This is a genomic window from Jeotgalibacillus alimentarius, from assembly GCF_000829445.1.
GTDB lineage: Bacteria > Bacillota > Bacilli > Bacillales > Jeotgalibacillaceae > Jeotgalibacillus > Jeotgalibacillus alimentarius.
The window spans coordinates 206,703-225,002 of record NZ_JXRQ01000008.1 but is presented as its reverse complement, the minus strand read 5'-3'; the positions used below and the strand labels follow the sequence as shown (position 1 = coordinate 225,002).

The 18,300-nt window shown below is 42.1% G+C and carries 18 protein-coding genes; all 18 read right to left on the bottom strand.

Translation table 11 applies throughout. From position 1 onward, the window contains the following. Positions 1–102 precede the first annotated feature (102 nt). Entirely contained in the window at positions 103–1,068 is a 966-nt protein-coding gene (locus tag KP77_RS02200) for a PhoH family protein (RefSeq protein WP_041121084.1), read from the bottom strand. Further along, positions 1,065–2,234: a sporulation protein YqfD gene (locus tag KP77_RS02195; protein WP_041121083.1), complete on the bottom strand. Its 1,170-nt coding sequence runs from the start codon at positions 2,232–2,234 to the stop codon at positions 1,065–1,067. The genes KP77_RS02200 and KP77_RS02195 overlap by 4 nt, the downstream gene beginning before the upstream one ends. Positions 2,235–2,238: 4 nt before the next feature. After that, positions 2,239–2,511, bottom strand: coding sequence for a YabP/YqfC family sporulation protein (locus KP77_RS02190; protein ID WP_052473912.1), 273 nt, complete (start codon positions 2,509–2,511; stop codon positions 2,239–2,241). 52 nt (positions 2,512–2,563) lie between these two features. After that, a complete protein-coding gene (locus KP77_RS02185) occupies positions 2,564–2,995 on the bottom strand; it encodes a hypothetical protein (protein ID WP_041121082.1) in 432 nt (143 codons plus the stop codon). Positions 2,996–3,013: 18 nt separating this feature from the next. Further along, the gene (gene floA / locus KP77_RS02180) at positions 3,014–4,012 is read right to left on the bottom strand and encodes a flotillin-like protein FloA (protein ID WP_041121081.1); all 999 of its coding nucleotides are present in this window, start codon (positions 4,010–4,012) and stop codon (positions 3,014–3,016) included. A gap of 18 nt (positions 4,013–4,030) precedes the next feature. Further along, a complete protein-coding gene (locus KP77_RS02175) occupies positions 4,031–5,347 on the bottom strand; it encodes an NfeD family protein (protein WP_041121080.1) in 1,317 nt (438 codons plus the stop codon). 192 nt (positions 5,348–5,539) lie between these two features. Beyond that, on the bottom strand, positions 5,540–5,986 hold the full coding sequence (locus tag KP77_RS02170; RefSeq protein ID WP_041121220.1) for a GatB/YqeY domain-containing protein: 447 nt from the start codon (positions 5,984–5,986) through the stop codon (positions 5,540–5,542). Between the two features lie 28 nt (positions 5,987–6,014). After that, complete coding sequence (gene rpsU, locus KP77_RS02165; RefSeq protein ID WP_039809800.1) at positions 6,015–6,188, bottom strand: 30S ribosomal protein S21; 174 nt, start codon at positions 6,186–6,188, stop codon at positions 6,015–6,017. Between the two features lie 240 nt (positions 6,189–6,428). Continuing rightward, complete coding sequence (gene deoC, locus KP77_RS02160) at positions 6,429–7,097, bottom strand: deoxyribose-phosphate aldolase (protein WP_041121079.1); 669 nt, start codon at positions 7,095–7,097, stop codon at positions 6,429–6,431. 97 nt (positions 7,098–7,194) lie between these two features. Next, positions 7,195–8,535: a tRNA (N(6)-L-threonylcarbamoyladenosine(37)-C(2))-methylthiotransferase MtaB gene (mtaB, locus tag KP77_RS02155; protein WP_041121078.1), complete on the bottom strand. Its 1,341-nt coding sequence runs from the start codon at positions 8,533–8,535 to the stop codon at positions 7,195–7,197. A gap of 4 nt (positions 8,536–8,539) precedes the next feature. Then, entirely contained in the window at positions 8,540–9,292 is a 753-nt protein-coding gene (locus KP77_RS02150; RefSeq protein WP_041121077.1) for a 16S rRNA (uracil(1498)-N(3))-methyltransferase, read from the bottom strand. A 6-nt stretch (positions 9,293–9,298) separates the two neighbouring features. Further along, positions 9,299–10,243, bottom strand: a complete 945-nt coding sequence (gene prmA / locus KP77_RS02145; protein ID WP_041121076.1) for a 50S ribosomal protein L11 methyltransferase — start codon at positions 10,241–10,243, stop codon at positions 9,299–9,301. Positions 10,244–10,300: 57 nt separating this feature from the next. Then, a complete protein-coding gene (gene dnaJ / locus KP77_RS02140; protein WP_041121075.1) occupies positions 10,301–11,422 on the bottom strand; it encodes a molecular chaperone DnaJ in 1,122 nt (373 codons plus the stop codon). 116 nt (positions 11,423–11,538) lie between these two features. Next, entirely contained in the window at positions 11,539–13,365 is a 1,827-nt protein-coding gene (dnaK, locus tag KP77_RS02135) for a molecular chaperone DnaK (protein WP_041121074.1), read from the bottom strand. 25 nt (positions 13,366–13,390) lie between these two features. Beyond that, entirely contained in the window at positions 13,391–13,930 is a 540-nt protein-coding gene (gene grpE, locus KP77_RS02130) for a nucleotide exchange factor GrpE (RefSeq protein WP_041121073.1), read from the bottom strand. Between the two features lie 121 nt (positions 13,931–14,051). Then, complete coding sequence (gene hrcA / locus KP77_RS02125; RefSeq protein WP_041121072.1) at positions 14,052–15,092, bottom strand: heat-inducible transcriptional repressor HrcA; 1,041 nt, start codon at positions 15,090–15,092, stop codon at positions 14,052–14,054. Positions 15,093–15,184: 92 nt separating this feature from the next. Continuing rightward, positions 15,185–16,318 (bottom strand): radical SAM family heme chaperone HemW, encoded by a 1,134-nt coding sequence (gene hemW / locus KP77_RS02120; RefSeq protein ID WP_041121219.1) that lies wholly within the window; start codon positions 16,316–16,318, stop codon positions 15,185–15,187. A gap of 80 nt (positions 16,319–16,398) precedes the next feature. Further along, positions 16,399–18,228: a translation elongation factor 4 gene (lepA, locus tag KP77_RS02115; protein ID WP_041121071.1), complete on the bottom strand. Its 1,830-nt coding sequence runs from the start codon at positions 18,226–18,228 to the stop codon at positions 16,399–16,401. Positions 18,229–18,300: the final 72 nt, after the last annotated feature.

The window sequence follows — 18,300 nt, the reverse complement described above, 5'->3', positions numbered from 1 at the left end:
AGCAAAAAATGTATAGTTAAGATATTGAACATTGTAAAACAAAAAAGCCTGAACAAATTTGTCCAGGCTTTTATTATGAATTGATTGCTATTCAGGTATTTTTTACATACTTCCTTTTTGCTCATAAGCACCGATAATTTTACCAACTAGCGGGTGTCTGACTACATCGGCCTGATCAAGATAGTTGAATCCGATACCAGGCACACCCTTCAGGATTTTCTGGGCAGCCACCAGGCCTGATTCCATACCATTTGGCAGGTCAACCTGACTCTGGTCACCGGTAATGACCATTTTCGATCCGAATCCAAGACGCGTTAAAAACATTTTCATTTGAGCATAGGTTGTGTTTTGCGCTTCATCCAGAATAACAAAAGCATCATCAAGTGTACGGCCGCGCATGTAAGCAAGCGGCGCGATTTCAATCACGCCTCTTTCAATGAATCGCTGCGTCTGTTCAGTTCCCAGCACATCATGCAGCGCATCATACAGCGGTCTTAAATAAGGGTCTACTTTTTCTTTTAAGTCACCCGGTAAAAATCCAAGACTTTCTCCTGCTTCAACAGCTGGTCTTGTCAGAATAATTTTTTTCACTTTATTGTTCTTTAATGCGTGTACAGCAAGAACAACCGCAAGGTACGTTTTTCCGGTTCCGGCAGGTCCAATACCGAAAACAAGGTCTTTTTTCCTGATCTCATTAATGTATTGGCGCTGACCCATCGTCTTCGCACGGATCGGTTTCCCTTTAGCATTTTTAGTGATTTCCTCATCATACAGCTCATCAAAATATTCAATCGTACCGCGATGAGACATTTGAACAGCATAAATCACGTCTCTCTGACTGATTTGAACACCTTTTCTGATGACTTCGAGAAGCTGGCTGATTACGCTTTTAGCCTTCTCAATATTTTCACTCTTACCAGTAATCCGCAGCGCTTCGCCACGGGAAATAATTGATATATCCAGATCTTCTTCAATTGTTTTTAAATGTGTATCGGAATTTCCAAAAAGCTGCACTGCTTCATTTGGATCCTCTAATTGAATATCTACTGTAATGCGTTCTTCAATCATTCACGTGTCTCCTCGATAAAAGGTTTTGGTACAGCAATATTTTCTAAAACCTGATAGAAAATTGTTAATTTAACTGTACCATTCTCGATATCTTCATGCAAAATTTTCTCTTCTAAAATCTTACCTTTCCCTTCAACTTTACTTAATACATTTTCAGCTGCAATTGATTTCAACAGGCTGGTGTATTGCGCTTCACTCATCTTCTGTTTATCCTCTGCTACTTCTTTATAGGTTTCAGTTATCAGATGAAAAGGAGTGGCAAAGCCTAAGATTTCTATCTGTTTTTCCTGCTTACGCTTAGTTTGCAGTTCAAACGACTGTCTCTTTACAGGTATATACGGGGTAGTCAGAGAGCCGGCTTTTAATGCATATGCCCGATAAGTACTGCCTGTATATTTTTTGATTCTGCTCTCAAGCGGCATACTCACATTTGCTGTATACCATGTAACAGCTTGTACACTGCCTTTTGCCATCACAGGTTTTTCATGGTCTTCTCTTCCGATATAGCCTGAAACAAGTATATCACCTTTAGAGACAACGTCGTCCTTTTTAACTGCTGGTGTACCGGCACTAACAGATAGTGTATGGACAGTACCTGCTTTTGAAGCAATCAGATGCATCAGCTTTTCATCTTCAGAAGGGTTTGAAACAGTTTTCTCCCTTAATGTAATAATCAGCCTCGAACCTTTTTCTTCAATTTCCGCCCATGACAGCTGTTCAATATGTTTGTAGAGGATTGCTGTACTCTGGAGATTTATGAGAAGCTCAGATTTCAGAACGCCAGCCTTTATACCATGATCTTTTAGTATTTCAGCAGCCTCAGCGCGCACTTCGGGATTTGCACCTTTGATTTCTATTGACCATATGTATTGAAAGGCATATAAAAAGGCTGTAACTGCAATCAGACACGCTGCAGCAGACGGCAGATAAGATCTGAAGAATACATCAATCTGATTCCCTGTGCGGCTAAGAGAAATGCTGCAGCCCGTTTTACGTACTGCTTTTCTTAATCCTCCGAGATTACTGTATCTGATGATGAATTCCGCAGAATCAGAAAGCTGCTTAAGATCTGTAATCTCTATCCGATTCAAAAGCAGACGATTGATCACTTGAATTGTGTGTTCACCACGAATCTTTACTTTTACCCGAACCCATTGTTTTAGCATCAGATCATCCTTTTAAAGAAATAGAGTGAATGTGACCATGAATTGATACTTCATCGTGAGTAAGGCTGCTGACTGATAAATCTTCCCCCTCAATCATGAGTATTCCTGAAGCAATATGAAGCGCAATACATGAATCTGAAAAATGATTTAATCCTTTATGGTTTTCAATTTTTAACGTTCTCATCGCAATCCATTCAATTCTCGGCAAATCCGAGATTAAGTCTTCAGGCAGGTCAAGCCGGGCTGCAGTCCGGCTGATCCAGGTGTTTTTAACCATTAAAAAACCCCCTCTATTTAAAGTATGTTTTAAATAGAGGGGGCATAACTTATTATCTTTCACGATGTCTTCGCTTTGACCTTGGAGGGCCTAGCACCTCAGAGAAAATAATGCCGTTCACGACATCTCTTGGCTTTAATTCTCTGCTGATCGTAATATCGGATTCCTTAATCGGATCAGCAGGTCTTTTTGTTTTTCTGCTTTCAACTGCTATTTCTTTGATAGGTTCGGGCTGTTTCTTTTGAGGTACAGTTTCTTTTTTCTCCTGTCTTGGAGATGTAGAGCTGTTTTCAAAAGATTTTCTTTGTTTTTCGTACTCTTCAGCAAGTTTCTTTGCATGCTGATCAAAGGTTTCTTTCAGATTTCTAGGCTTCGATACTGTCGGCTTTTGCACCGGCGGCTTCTGTTCAGATGTTTCTTCCTTTTTCTGCTTGCTTAAAAGACTGAACACAGCCGCTACGACTGCCATAATAATGAATTCCACGGAGTCAGCCTCCCAGCTTTAGTTTCTGCTGTCACCTTTTTCATCTTTATTTCCTGTAATTTTACCGATTGAATCTCTCATATCAGTATCAGCATCAATATTCTTAATGTTCATGTAATCCATCACACCGATATTTCCTTCACGCAGTGCTTCAGCCATTGCAAGTGGTACTTCTGCTTCTGCTTCCACAACTTTAGCACGCATCTCTTCAACTCTTGCTTTCATTTCCTGCTCCTGTGCTACGGCCATCGCACGACGTTCTTCAGCTTTTGCCTGGGCAATATTCTTATCTGCCTCTGCCTGCTCTGTCTGAAGTTCCGCACCGATGTTTTTACCGATATCCACATCAGCAATATCGATCGACAGAATTTCAAATGCCGTTCCTGAGTCAAGTCCTTTTCCAAGTACTGTCTGAGAAATCAAATCAGGATTTTCAAGAACTTTTTTATGGTTATCACTTGAACCAATCGTACTGACAATCCCCTCACCAACACGGGCTACAATTGTATCTTCACCTGCACCACCGACAAGGCGGTCAATGTTAGCACGTACAGTAATTCTTGCTTTTGCTTTTACTTCGATACCATCCATTGCCACACCAGCGATAAATGGTGTTTCAATTACTTTAGGATTTACACTCATCTGAACGGCCTGAAGTACATCACGGCCAGCCAGGTCAATAGCAGCACAGCGTTCGAACGCCAGTTCAATATTTGCACGCTGAGCAGCGATCAGTGCATTTACAACACGGTCAACGTTACCACCTGCAAGATAATGACTCTCAAGCTGGTTAATACTTACATCCACTCCAGCTTTATGTGCTTTAATCATTGGATTAATAACACGGCTTGGTATAACACGTCTCAGTCTCATACCTACCAGTGTGAAGATACTTACTTTAACCCCTGCTGCCAATGCTGAAATCCATAGTGCTACCGGTACAAATGTAAACAGTACACCAAGTGCAATGACTGCAGCTACTACAATAATAATTAACGTAATTGCCTCTGTCCCCATTCAACTCACTCCTTAAATTTAATCAATCTCTCTCACTACAATACGTGAACCTTCCACTTTTACAACGATTACCTGCTGGTCTTTATTCACGTAACCGCCTTCACTGACTGCATCGATCCGTTCATCATCGATGATGATCGTTCCTGAAGGGCGCAACGCCGTTCTGGCTGTCCCGGTCTTGCCGATTAATTCATGACGATTCACATTGGACACATATCCACTTTCCGTGTTAGTAGAGTCACTCAGTATAATTTTTTTAAGCAAATGAAGGTTTCTGCCAAGGAATTTCACCATAATCACCATCCCAATCACTGCGACTAAAAGAGCCACAGATAATGCAATACCCATAAATGCAATGCTTTCTCCGGCAAGCAGTATACTGACAGCAATCGCCACAAGTCCTGCGATTCCTAAAATACCACCCGGCACAAAAATTTCTGCTATGATCAATCCAATGCCAATTAGGAATAAAATTAGTACTTCCATTCCAGCAAGTCCGGCAATCAGGTGACCGAAGAAAAACAGCAGAAGTGCACCGAGTCCCAATGAACCTGCGATACCAAAACCAGGTGAGTACAGCTCAAGTATCAGCCCGAGACTGGCCATAGATAGCAGAATCGGAATGACAATCGGATTGGTAACGAATCGTGCAAGATTTTCTGTGAATGTTGGTTCTATAGGCACCACTTCTGCATCAGCATAGCCAAGTTCAGCTATCAGTTCATCAAGGCTAGCAAAAGTCCCTTCCGAATAACCATTTTCCTCAGCAGTTGAAGGTGTAAATGTTAACAGCTCTCCTGCATCAACAACTCCTTCAATTTCAACCGATTGATCCACCATCGCTTCAGCGAACTTCGGGTCCCGGTCTTTATCTGAAGACTCTGCAGCATTAATCATCGCTGCAAGCCAGGCGCTCTGAGCTTTTCTGTCTGCATCCCCTCCTGTACTTGTGATCACAGCGGATGCTCCCATTTTTCCTGAAGGCGACATATAAATCTCATCTGCATACATTGCGATATAAGAACCGGCTGATAATGCATTGGGATTAATATATGCAATCAGATCAACTTCACTGTCCTGCATAATTTCTCCGATTTCTTCAGCAGCATTTACAGCTCCGCCTGGCGTATTGATATCAAGTATTAACGCCTCAGCCTTATTTTCCTCAGCTTCATCAATCGAACGTTGGAGAAAAGCTGCCAGACCTCTTTCAACTTCTTTTTTCACCGGTGCCACATATACTTTTTGATCATTAGCAAATGCCGGCTGAATAAATGAAAACACTGACAGCAACACGATCAGAACAGCAAAAAGTTTAACTCCGGTAAATCTCATTTTACTCCCCCCTTCTATATACCAGTGACTCAGGCAGTAATGATTTACTTTATATACGTATGTATCATGAAAAGGTTTCACTTTTATTCTTTCTTTTATTCTGAATGTTCAACATAAAAAAATCAAGCCGCGCTGCACATTGCAAACACGGCTTGATTGATCTGAAAATGATGAAACAAATTCAGTTTAATTTTATGATAAGTGTTGGAGAACCATTTTATTAATACGGGCTCCATCAGCTTTGCCTTTAACTTTAGGCATAATACTGCTCATCACTTTGCCCATATCAGCTTTAGAGGAAGCATTGGTTTCATTGATCGTTTCGATGACAATGACTTCAAGTTCTTCTTCAGATAATTGACGGGGCATATAGGTTTCAATTAAGGCAATTTCGTCAAGAAGCTTATCTGACAAATCGTCTCTTCCAGCAGATTTAAATTCAGCATAAGAATCTTTACGCTGTTTCAGTTCACGCGAAAGTACGGTCAATTCTTCATCTTCTGTTAATTCACTGCGGCCAAGTTTGTAACCTTCATTTTGCAATGAGGACTTTACCATGCGAATGACAGAAAGACGTTCCTTTTCCTTATTTCTCATTGCTGTTTTCATATCTTCATTCAGACGATCCAACATACTCACTTCATGCACCTACTTATTCCTATATTAATTAGAATTTGCGCTTTCTTGCAGCTTCAGACTTTTTCTTACGCTTAACGCTTGGCTTTTCATAGAATTCACGCTTTCTGAACTCCTGAAGAGTACCAGCCTTTGATGTAGTCTTTTTAAAGCGGCGAAGAGCATCTTCGAGTGATTCGTTTTTACGAACGACCGTTTTTGACATCTCTAATTCCCTCCCTCCGAACACTACGCTTACATATTCAAGCAAAGAGAATCACACATGTGTATTCTTCATTGCATGCAGTAAGATAGGGATACTTACTGACATTCATGGGTAATCCCATGTACTTATACAGTATAAACCAACAATTTGCGCTGGTCAACAGGTATTCGAAAGAATAAGAAGCCTTTTCACCTTAGAGTTAAAAGGTGAAAAGACTTACAGTTTAGATGATAGACAGAATCAGTAATCGCTGTCTGCCGTTTCACCCTGAATGATTTTAATACCAGCACTTGCACCCAGACGTGTAGCTCCGGCATCGATCATTGCCTGTGCATCTTCAGCTGAGCGAACGCCGCCTGATGCTTTAACTCCAAGATCCGGTCCGACAGTTTTTCTCATGAGCGCAATATCTTCCGGTGTCGCGCCTCCGCCTGAAAAACCTGTAGAAGTCTTAACGAAATCAGTACCGGCTTCTACTGACAGCTCACATGCTTTTACTTTTTCTTCATCAGTCAGCAGTGACGTTTCGATAATTACTTTTGTCAGTGCCTTACCTTTAGCAGCTGCAGTGACTGCCTGAATATCTCTTTTAACTGTTTCATAATCGCCGCTTTTCAATGCACCGATATTAATAACCATATCTACTTCAGTCGCTCCGTCTTCAATCGCCTGCTTCGTTTCAAATGCTTTTGTTTCTGTCGCACTTGCTCCTAATGGGAAGCCGATAACAGTACAGACTTTCACATCTGTCTTATCTAACAGATCCGCTGAAAGTTTTACCCAGTAAGGATTCACACATACTGACATAAAGCCGTGTTCTGCTGCCTCTTCACAAAGTGTTGTGATCTGGTCTTTTGTAGCTTCAGGTTTTAATAGTGTATGATCGATCATTTTTGCTATAGAAGTCATGTTTAGTTCTCCTTTTCAATTAGATGTACGTACCTATTTTAACATTAAGTTGCCGGATATCCTAATATAATAAAGAAAAACTCTGCAAAAGCAGAGTTTAGACGGTTAATTCTTCATCTTCAAGTACTCTTACAAATTCACCTTTGTTATAAGGGTAGCCTGATTCTGTGATTTTTACTTTAACAAGCTTGCCGACCATTTCTTCTGATGCCGGGAATACGACTTTCAGATAGTTGTCAGTGTAGCCCACATATAATGATCCGGTTTCGTCTTCTTTAAAGCGTTCCTCAGGAATGACTTCAAGTACTTCATCCTGGTGACGGGAAGCGTACTCTTTTGCAAGCTGATCAGACAGTGAAATCAGTCTGTGTACACGTTCGTTTTTCACTTCTTCATCAACCTGGTCATCCATTCTCGCTGCAGGCGTACCAGTACGTTTTGAATACGGGAATACATGAAGCTCTGAGAACTTCTGATCAAGAATGAAATTGTATGTTTCCATGAATTCTTCTTCCGTCTCGCCCGGGAACCCTACAATCACATCTGAAGTAACAGCCAGACCCGGCAGAGCTTTTTTAAGCTTTTCAAGTCTTTCTGCAAAGAATTCCATCGTGTATTTTCTTCTCATGCGTTTCAGGACAGTATTCGATCCTGACTGAAGAGGGATGTGAAGGTGATTGACAACCATTTTGGAACGGTCAATGACATCAATCACTTCATCTGTCAGCTGACTTGCTTCAATTGATGAGATACGGATCCTTTTCAGACCCTTCACTTTACTTTCAAGGTCTGTCAGCAGCATCGCGAGGTTATAATCTTTCATATCCTCTCCATATCCGCCCGTATGAATACCCGTTAGTACAATCTCCTTGTATCCTGCTTCAACAAGCTGCTGAGCCTGTCTGATTACTTCCTCAGGATCTCTCGAACGCATCAGTCCGCGCGCCCACGGAATGATACAGAATGTGCAGAAATTATTGCACCCTTCCTGGATTTTCAGTGAAGCCCTTGTACGGTCTGTGAATGCCGGAACATCCAATTCTTCATAGACCCGGTTTTTCATGATATTAGTTACGCCATTGATCGGCTGTCTTTCCTGTCTGTACTGCTCAATATAACCCAGCATTTTTGTACGGTCCTGTGTACCGACTACGATATCAACGCCTGGAATTGCCATAATTTCAGCAGGAGAGGTCTGTGCATAACAACCTGTCACACAAATTACAGCATCAGGATTTTTACGGATTGCCCGTCTGATGACCTGTCTGCTTTTCTTGTCTCCTGTATTCGTAACTGTACATGTATTAATCACATACACGTCAGAAGGCTGTTCATATTCGACTCTGTCGTATCCGCCTGCCTTAAACAGCTGCCAGATTGCTTCTGTTTCATAATGGTTTACTTTACATCCCAGCGTGTGAAATGCGACTGTTCCCATTTTTTCACCTCATTAATTCAAAATGATAGGAAATCGCAGCCAATATGTATAATGGTGCGGTTTCAGTTCTTAAAATTCTTGGTCCAAGCCCGCAGCTGACTGCTCCTGCTTCAAGTAGCTGCTCTGCTTCCTGTTCAGAAAATCCACCTTCCGGCCCGATGACGGCAAGGATATTACTGCCCGGTGTCAACCCGTTAAGAAATGCAGCAAAGTTTGATGTTTCACCTGTTTTGGCATCTTCTTCATATGCCATCATAATAGCATCATATTCATGAAAAGACGACCCCAGTTGTTTTGTGGATATTGGTTCTGATATGACAGGAATGACAGACCGGTGTGATTGTTCAGCTGCTTCCTTTGCTATCTTATTCCAGCGCTCAGCCTTCTTTTTACCCTTTTTCTGGTCCCATTTCACAATCGACCGTTCAGCACTGAAGGGTTTCAGACTGACCATACCAAGCTCTGTCGCCTTTTGAATGACATACTCAAGCTTATCACCTTTAGGAAGTCCGTGTGCAATAGTGACATGTACCGGGAGCTCAGACGTTTCAGTCAGCTGTTTTTGCACTTTCACCTGTAAAGACGAGTCTTCAATACTGATAATTTCTGATTCGAAAACCTGCTCAGGACCTGTTACTGTAATGACCCTGTCGCCTTCACTCATTCTCATCACACGGACAATATGCTTATAGTCATCTCCGCTGATGACTAAACAGCCGTTTTCATCAGGCAACTGATCTGTAAAATATCGCTGCATATGAACTCACTCTTCCGGTCTGGTCGCAATAATGGCCACCCAGTCTTCCATTGTCATGACTTCATCGATTTCAAATCCTGAAGCTCTGAGTGCATCTTTAACCAGATCTTTCTTCTGCTTAATAATCCCTGAAGTAATAAAAGTACCGCCTGGTTTTGTCAGTGTATAAGCATCATCTGTAAATGTCAAAATGACTTCTGCAAGAATGTTCGCAACAATCACATCTGCAGGCTCTGATGTTCCACTTAAAAGATTACCTTCTGATACAGTTACAATGTTTTCAACATGATTCAGCTTAATGTTCTCCTCAGCTGATTTCACGGCTACTTCGTCCAGATCAAGCGCATGAACGGATTGAGCTTCAAGTAATGCAGCAGCAATACTTAATACACCTGACCCTGTTCCCACATCAATCACTGTATCCCCTTTAACAACGGTACGCTCTAAAGCCTGAATACACATAACTGTTGTCGGGTGAGTTCCTGTACCAAATGCCATACCCGGATCAAGTTCGATAATCAGCTCGTCACTTGATACTCTTTCATAATCTTCCCATGTTGGCACAATGGTGAAAGTTGATGATATTTTAACCGGATTATAGTATTTTTTCCACGCAGTGGCCCAGTCTTCTTCATTCACTTCACTGACTTCCACTTTGTTTTTACCTATATCAATATTAAATGATACAAGGTTACTGACTTCCTGTTTGATACCATCTACAGTTTCAGCCAGAAAGCTGTTAACCGGTAAATAGGCTTTTACCATGACACCTGTATCAGGGTAATCTTCAGGGTTCAGTTCATAGATTTCTCCAAATTGGTCTTCTCTGTCTTTCAGCAGCTCTCCCGGATCTTCAATCACAACACCGCTGGCACCTGCTTCATGCAGGATATTGGAGATCGGTTCAATTGCTTCGTTTGTTGTATGAATACTAATTTCTGACCACTTCATCAGACCAGCTCCATTTCACTTCAGGATGTCAGGGCATAGAGCCCTGACAATTTATTTTTATTGGTCACCTTTGAATGCACGCTTTACCTTATCAAAGAAATTATCATGCTGCTCATCAGGTACTTCACCACTGATTTCTGCGAATTCACGCAGCAGTGTTTTCTGTCTGTCTGTCAGCTTTTTCGGTGTAATAACTTTCACCCGGATATGCTGGTCACCCTGACCGTAACCGTGCACATTCTTAACACCTTTGCCTTTCAGACGGAATGCAGTTCCTGACTGTGTTCCTGCAGGAAGCTTCCACTTTACTTTACCGTGAACAGTTGGTACCTCAAGCTCATCTCCAAGAGCTGCCTGCACAAATGTAATTGGCATATCGAGGAATACATCATCTCCGTCACGCTCAAAGATTTCATGCGGTCTGACACGGAACACAACATAAAGATCTCCCGGAGGTCCTCCGTTAGCTCCCGGTTCACCCTGACCTGCCACTCTCATCTGCTGACCGTCATCAACGCCTGCCGGTATTTTCACATGAATCTTCTTGCGCTTCTTCACTTTTCCGTTTCCGCCGCACGTTGTACACTTATCTTTTACAAGTTTGCCTGATCCTTCACAGTGGTGGCAGACTCTGCGGTTAACAATACGTCCAAATGGCGTCTGTTGCTCTACATTCAGCTGACCTGAACCATTACAATGGTGACAGGTTTCAGGTTTCGTACCCGGCTTAGCTCCGTCACCGCCACATGTTTCACACTGCTCTTCTTTTGGAATTTCAATATCTGTTTCTTTACCAAAAACAGCTTCTTCAAATTTAATCGTCATCGTGTATTGCAGATCATTTCCCTGTCTTGGCGCATTCGGGTCGCGTCTTCTGCCCCCGCCGCCAAAGAATGAACTGAAAATATCTTCAAATCCGCCAAAGCCGTCAAAACCTGCTCCGCCGCCAAAGCCCTGATTAGGGTCTGTGTGACCGAACTGATCGTAGTGAGCGCGCTTTTGATCGTCACTTAATACTTCATAGGCTTCTTTTACTTCCTTGAATTTTTCGCCGGCATCCTCATCCTTATTAATATCAGGATGATACTTTTTTGACAGCTTACGATAAGCTTTTTTAATTTCTTCTTTGGAAGCACCTTCTGAAAGTCCAAGCACTTCATAGTAATCCCGTTTACTCATAATTCCACTCCCCGGTCCTTTTGCATAAAGGTTATTTTATCACTTTTCGGACTGTGCTTGCAACGGCAAAGAAAAAGCCAAAGCACCGTGACTTTGACTTTTCCCTGCATCTGAAATTATTTCTTGTCGTCGTCTACTTCTTCAAAGTCCGCATCGACAACATCATCTTCAGGCTTAGCGCCTTCTCCCTGCTGTTCCGCTTCAGCTTTCTTAGCAGCTTCTTCATAAAGCTTCATCGAAAGTGTCTGAAGGATTTCCTGAAGTGCATCTTTCTTTGTCTTGATTTCCTCAAGATCATTTTTCTCAATCGCTTCTTTCAGCTCGTCACGCGCTGCTTCAGCTTTTTTCTTTTCTTCTTCATCAGCGTTCTCTCCAAGGTCAGATAACGTTTTATCCGTCTGGAATACAAGCTGGTCTGCTTCGTTACGGACTTCTGCTTCTTCTTTACGCTTCTTATCCGCTTCTGCATTTTCTTCTGCTTCATTTACCATACGGTCGATATCTTCATCTGATAGAGAAGTAGTCGATTTGATTGTAATCTTCTGCTCTTTACCAGTACCAAGATCTTTCGCACTTACATTTACAATACCGTTTTTATCGATATCGAATGTCACTTCGATCTGTGGTACGCCGCGTGGTGCCGGCGGAATATCACCTAGCTGGAAACGGCCGAGTGTTTTATTATCCGCTGCCATCGGACGTTCACCCTGAAGGACGTGGATATCAACTGCATTCTGATTATCTGCTGCAGTAGAGAACGTTTGTGATTTTGATGTAGGGATCGTTGTATTACGTTCAATCAGAACTGTAGATACGCCGCCCATTGTCTCAATTCCAAGTGATAGTGGTGTTACATCTAAAAGAACGACATCCTTCACGTCCCCTGTCAGTACACCACCCTGGATTGCTGCACCCATTGCAACAACTTCATCCGGGTTAACGCCTTGAGATGGCTCTTTACCCGTTTCTTTCTTAATCGCTTCCTGTACTGCCGGAATACGTGTAGAACCACCAACAAGGATGACTTTATCAATTTCAGAAGCAGACATGCCTGCATCTTTAATTGCCTGGCGAGTTGGTCCCATCGTGCGTTCAATCAGTGAAGATGCAAGATCTTCAAATTTCGCACGTGACAGGTTCATTTCAAGGTGAAGCGGTCCAGCTTCTCCTGCAGTAATGAATGGCAGTGAAATTTGAGTTGAAGTCACACCTGAAAGGTCTTTCTTCGCTTTCTCTGCTGCATCCTTCAGACGCTGAAGTGCCATTTTATCTTTAGACAGATCAATGCCGTTTTCTTTTTTGAATTCTGCTACTAGGTGGTCAATGATCACCTGGTCAAAGTCGTCACCGCCAAGACGATTATCACCGGCAGTTGAACGTACTTCAAAGACGCCATCGCCAAGCTCAAGAATCGATACGTCGAATGTACCGCCGCCAAGGTCATAGACAAGGATTGTCTGATCTTCTTCCATTTTATCAAGACCATATGCAAGTGCTGCTGCAGTCGGCTCGTTAATAATACGCTCTACTTCAAGACCGGCAATCTTACCTGCATCTTTAGTAGCCTGACGTTCAGCATCGTTAAAGTATGCAGGAACAGTAACAACAGCTTTTGTTACTTCTTCGCCAAGATAGCTTTCAGCGTATCCTTTTAAGTATTGAAGAATCATTGCAGAAATTTCCTGAGGAGAATATTCTTTTCCTTCAGCTTCTACTTTGTGATCTGTACCCATGTGTCTTTTAACAGACATGATTGTGTTAGGGTTTGTAATTGCCTGACGCTTTGCTACTTCCCCAACCTGCTTTTCACCATTTTTAAATGATACAACTGATGGTGATGTACGGTTACCTTCAGGATTAGCAATTACTTTTGCTTCTCCGCCTTCAAGTACAGCGACACATGAATTTGTCGTACCTAAGTCAATTCCAATAATTTTACTCATTTTAACATCATCCTCCCAAATACAATTATTCGTTTACTTTTACCATTGAAGGACGGATTACGCGGTCCTTCAGCTTATAGCCTTTTTGTAATTCTTCAATGACTGTATTTGATTCAGTACCTTCTTCAGATACCTGCATAACCGCCTGATGAAGGTTCGGGTCAAACTGCTGACCCACTGATTCAATCATTTCGACACCTTCAGCTTTCAGTGCTTCAAGAAGGCTTGAGTGAACCATTTGCATCCCTTTTAACAGTGAAGCAGATTCATCATTTGTTGTCTCTATGTTTAGCGCACGTTCAAAATTGTCAAGAGCAGGTAAAATACCTGTAACAACATTTTGAGCACGATACTTTTGCAATGTTTCGTTCTCTTTTTGAATACGGCGTCTGTAGTTATCGAACTCAGCACGAAGCCTTAAATATTTATCTTCAGCTTCTTCTGCTTTTTGCTGCCAGTTTTCTTCAACTGCTGTTTCTGTTTCAGCCGTTTCTTCTGACTCAACAGCCGCATCCTGATTTAGTTCTTCAGTTGTTTCCTGCTGTACTTCTTTTTCTGACACGATCTTTCACCTCCTTGAAATGATTACCCTTTTTAAAAACTGATAAACGCTGTATTGACAGATCATTTATATTGCCTGATGACAGCAAAATACACTGCACGGCATGATTGACCATGCAGGTATTTTATTTATCATCCTGGTCATAAAAGGTTGATAGCGCTTTTGATAAGTCCATGCTGATGACATTCAACAGGCTGATTACTCTTGAGTATTCCATTCTGGTTGGTCCCAGAATGGCGAGTGATCCGCTTTGGCCGCCAATCACCGGAAAAGATGCAGTAATCAGTGATACATCTTTTAATGCTTCATTATTATTTTCTTTACCGATCCTGATCTGAATGCCCGATCCGCTCGTTTCTTTAATTAGCGGGTACAGGTAGTCTTCACGATCAATGACATCCATCAGCATTCTGAGCTTATCAACATCATTAAACTCCGGCTGATTCATCATGTTCATCTTACCGCCAAAGAATAATTTATCATGAACAGGTATATTCATAATCTGCGCAAATGCTTCGATCATCAGATCATAGTTAGCAATATGACGCTTTAAAAATAGTGCAACTTCTTTGTACATTTTATCCTGAAGCTCAACCAGCGGTGTTCCCGTCAGTTTGTCATTCAGGATCTTTACCATACGTTCTATATCCTCCGGGTTCAGGCCGGGCGGGATGGTAAAACGTTTATTCTCCACATGTCCTGTGTCAGTGACAATGATTGCAATGGCACTCTCCAGGTTCAGCGGAATAATCTGTACGCTTTTGACTTTATTTTCATGATGGTCAGGCCCAAGCACGATTGACGTATAATTCGTCATTTGTGAAAGAATTTCAGCTGAACGCTGTACGACGTTTTCAATCTCTAAAATTCTGTCCGCAAAAATGGACTGGATCTGAGACATATCTTTTTTCTTCAGTGCCTGCGGTGAGAGCAGATGGTCTACATAAAATCTGTATCCCTTTTCAGAAGGAACGCGTCCGGAAGAGGTATGGGTTTTTTCTAATAATCCCATTTCTTCAAGATCATACATCTCATTTCTGATCGTTGCCGAACTGAACGGGATGTCTTCCTTCTTCGATAAGCTTCTCGAACCTACCGGCTGGGCAGAGCGAATAAAATCATCAATAATTACTTGAAGAATAAGCAATTGCCGATCAGTTAACATCATTCATCACCCCTGTTAGCACTCACTAATCACGAGTGCTAAATCTAATTTATAAGTTATCAAATGATGATTTTACTGTCAACGGGAATGCATTAATTTAATCCAAGAAAAGATTGAAACACTTCATTTCCTAAAAACCGGCCTTCATTTGTTAATCTGACCCGGTCCTGATGAACTTCCAGGAGCCCTCTCGCAGTCATATCCTTTAATGGATCACGGAAGACATGATCGAGTTCTTCATGATATTTTTCTTTAAAAGCCGGAAGAGCAACACCTTCAGTTTTTCTGAGACCAAGAAACATCTCCTCTTCCATACTTTCAAAGCGGGTCACTTCTGCCTCGTGAAAAACAGGCCGCTTCCCTTCTTCCACTGCCTGAATGTATTTTGATACAGGTCCGATATTAGAATATCTCACGCCGTTTAAATAGCCATGAGCCCCGGCTCCAAAACCATAATATGCTTCATTGTTCCAGTATGTCAGGTTATGCAGACTTTCATAGCCCTGCTTCGAAAAGTTACTGATCTCATATTGATGAATACCTTTAGAGGCCATTTTACCCATCAGCAAATCGTACATCGCAGCTTCAGTGTCTTCCCCTGGTAATGGCAGACGCCCTTTTCTCATCAAATTATAAAACACTGTTTTCGGCTCTACGATCAGTGAGTACCCTGAATAGTGCGGCAGGTCAAGGTCAAGTGCACGGTCAACTGTATCTTCAAAGTCTTCAAGTGTCTGCTCCGGCAGCGCATAGATCAGATCAATACTGATGTTGCTGAATCCTTCTTCCCGCGCTTCTCTGATCGAGCGGTATACATCTTCTGTCCGGTGGTTACGGCCTATTTTCTCAAGCAGTCTGTCGTTGAAAGATTGAACGCCAAAGCTGAGTCTGTTCACACCATGAGCTTTTAAGACACTGATTTTGTCTTTGCTCAAATCTCCCGGATTTGCTTCGAATGTGTATTCAGTAGATTCACTAATCTTAAATACACGGCTGATCCCCTCACAGAGTTTTGCAAGCTGCTTTGCATCAAGCGCAGTCGGTGTGCCTCCGCCGACAAAGATACTTTTCATCGGTTCTGAATGTGTATGAACAGTCTCCATTTCTCTGATCAGCATCTCAATGTACCGATCGACTGGCTGATTTTTCATAAATACTTTATTAAAATCACAATAGTGACAAATATGATGACAAAACGGAATGTGTATATACGCAGCTGATGTCATGATTTCATCCATTCCTTTCACACAGAAAAAGGGACGTATCCTGCTGATCGCAGAACCCGTTCCCTTTCTGTTTCTCTAAATTATTTTTCCCCTTCATCCATCTGAAGGACAGCCATAAACGCCTCTTGAGGGACTTCAACCGAGCCGACCATTTTCATCCGTTTCTTACCTGCTTTTTGTTTTTCAAGCAGCTTACGTTTACGTGAGATATCTCCTCCGTAACATTTAGCAAGAACGTTCTTACGAATCGCTTTAATTGAAGATCTGGCAATGATTTTAGTTCCGATTGCCGCCTGTACAGGCACTTCAAACTGCTGACGCGGAATCAGTTCTTTCAGCTTCTCAACGATCAGCTTACCTCTTTCATAAGCAAAATCTCTGTGAACGATAAAGCTGAGTGCATCCACTTTTTCTGCGTTAAGCAGAATATCCATCTTAACAAGCTTGGACTCACGGTAGCCGATCAGTTCATAGTCAAATGAAGCATAGCCCTTTGTACTTGATTTAAGCTGATCGAAGAAGTCATAAACGATTTCAGCAAGCGGGATTTCATAGACAACATTAACACGTGATTCATCCATGTACTGCATGTCAATGAAGTTACCCCGCTTAGACTGGGAAAGCTCCATGACAGGACCTACATAATCGTTAGGTACCATAATTGTCGCTTTTACATATGGTTCTTCAACGTGATGAACTGATTGTGCGTCAGGCATTGCTGACGGGTTATCCACCATCATGTGTTCACCGTCTTCAAGGTATACATCATAAATTACACTTGGTGCAGTTGTAATCAGATCAATATTAAATTCACGTTCAATACGCTCCTGAATAATTTCCATGTGCAGAAGTCCGAGGAATCCGCAGCGGAAACCGAATCCAAGCGCCTGGGAAGTCTCTGCTTCATATTGAAGCGCTGAATCATTTAACTCGAGCTTTTCAAGCGCTTCACGCAGGTCTACGTATTTTGCTGTATCAATTGGGTAAAGTCCGCAGTAGACCATCGGATTGAGTTTTCTATATCCCGGCAGCGGCTCTTCAGTAGGCTTCACAGCACTTGTGATCGTATCACCTACGCGCGTATCACTGACATTTTTAATGGCAGCAGTGAGATATCCTACATCACCAACAGTCAGTTCTTCCTGAGCGGTGGCTTTCGGTGTAAATACTCCGATCTCATTTACTTCAAATTCTTTACCAGTTGCCATCATACGAATCTTATCGCCAGGCTTTACTCTTCCCTCTACAATTCTGATATATGCAACAACCCCTCTGTAAGGGTCGTATAGAGAATCAAAGATCAATGCCTTCAGCGGCGCTTCAGGGTCCCCTGTAGGAGCAGGTACTTTTTCTACTATCTGTTCAAGAATATCCTCAATTCCGATTCCTGCTTTTGCTGAAGCAAGCACAGCATCTGAGGCATCTAATCCAATAACATCCTCTACTTCCTGACGAACACGTTCAGGATCTGCAGCAGGTAAGTCAATTTTGTTGATAACCGGCAGAATTTCAAGATCATTATCAAGTGCCAGATATACGTTCGCCAGTGTCTGGGCTTCAATACCCTGAGCAGCGTCCACTACAAGGATCGCGCCTTCACACGCTGCAAGTGAACGTGATACTTCATAAGTGAAGTCTACGTGTCCAGGTGTATCGATCAGGTGAAAAGTATATTCCTCACCGTCTTTAGCCTGATATTTTAACTGTACTGCATTTAGTTTAATCGTAATGCCCCGTTCTCTCTCAAGATCCATCGAGTCAAGGAGCTGGGCTTTCATCTCACGGGATGTTAATGCTTTTGTCTGCTCCAAGATACGGTCAGCAAGTGTTGACTTCCCGTGATCAATATGGGCAATAATTGAAAAGTTTCTGATGTTTTTCTGTCTATTTAAACGCTGTTCCTGATTCATTCAATGTCCACTCCTGTTTTTAAGACGCAATTATACTAGTGTAAAGTATATCAGTTTAACAGGCGTGTTTCA

Bases quoted from the DNA above. Each gene is read 5' to 3' on its own strand.
- floA (WP_041121081.1), bottom strand. From the start codon at position 4,012: ATGGGGACAGAGGCAATTACGTTAATTATTATTGTAGTAGCTGCAGTC.
- rpsU (WP_039809800.1), bottom strand. From the start codon at position 6,188: ATGTCAAAAACGGTCGTTCGTAAAAACGAATCACTCGAAGATGCTCTT.
- mtaB (WP_041121078.1), bottom strand. From the start codon at position 8,535: ATGGGAACAGTCGCATTTCACACGCTGGGATGTAAAGTAAACCATTAT.
- dnaJ (WP_041121075.1), bottom strand. From the start codon at position 11,422: ATGAGTAAACGGGATTACTATGAAGTGCTTGGACTTTCAGAAGGTGCT.
- KP77_RS02175 (WP_041121080.1), bottom strand. From the start codon at position 5,347: ATGAGATTTACCGGAGTTAAACTTTTTGCTGTTCTGATCGTGTTGCTG.
- KP77_RS02195 (WP_041121083.1), bottom strand. From the start codon at position 2,234: ATGCTAAAACAATGGGTTCGGGTAAAAGTAAAGATTCGTGGTGAACAC.
- prmA (WP_041121076.1), bottom strand. From the start codon at position 10,243: ATGAAGTGGTCAGAAATTAGTATTCATACAACAAACGAAGCAATTGAA.
- hemW (WP_041121219.1), bottom strand. From the start codon at position 16,318: ATGACATCAGCTGCGTATATACACATTCCGTTTTGTCATCATATTTGT.
- hrcA (WP_041121072.1), bottom strand. From the start codon at position 15,092: ATGTTAACTGATCGGCAATTGCTTATTCTTCAAGTAATTATTGATGAT.
- dnaK (WP_041121074.1), bottom strand. From the start codon at position 13,365: ATGAGTAAAATTATTGGAATTGACTTAGGTACGACAAATTCATGTGTC.
- lepA (WP_041121071.1), bottom strand. From the start codon at position 18,228: ATGAATCAGGAACAGCGTTTAAATAGACAGAAAAACATCAGAAACTTT.
- deoC (WP_041121079.1), bottom strand. From the start codon at position 7,097: ATGACTTCTATAGCAAAAATGATCGATCATACACTATTAAAACCTGAA.
- KP77_RS02200 (WP_041121084.1), bottom strand. From the start codon at position 1,068: ATGATTGAAGAACGCATTACAGTAGATATTCAATTAGAGGATCCAAAT.
- KP77_RS02150 (WP_041121077.1), bottom strand. From the start codon at position 9,292: ATGCAGCGATATTTTACAGATCAGTTGCCTGATGAAAACGGCTGTTTA.
- KP77_RS02190 (WP_052473912.1), bottom strand. From the start codon at position 2,511: ATGGTTAAAAACACCTGGATCAGCCGGACTGCAGCCCGGCTTGACCTG.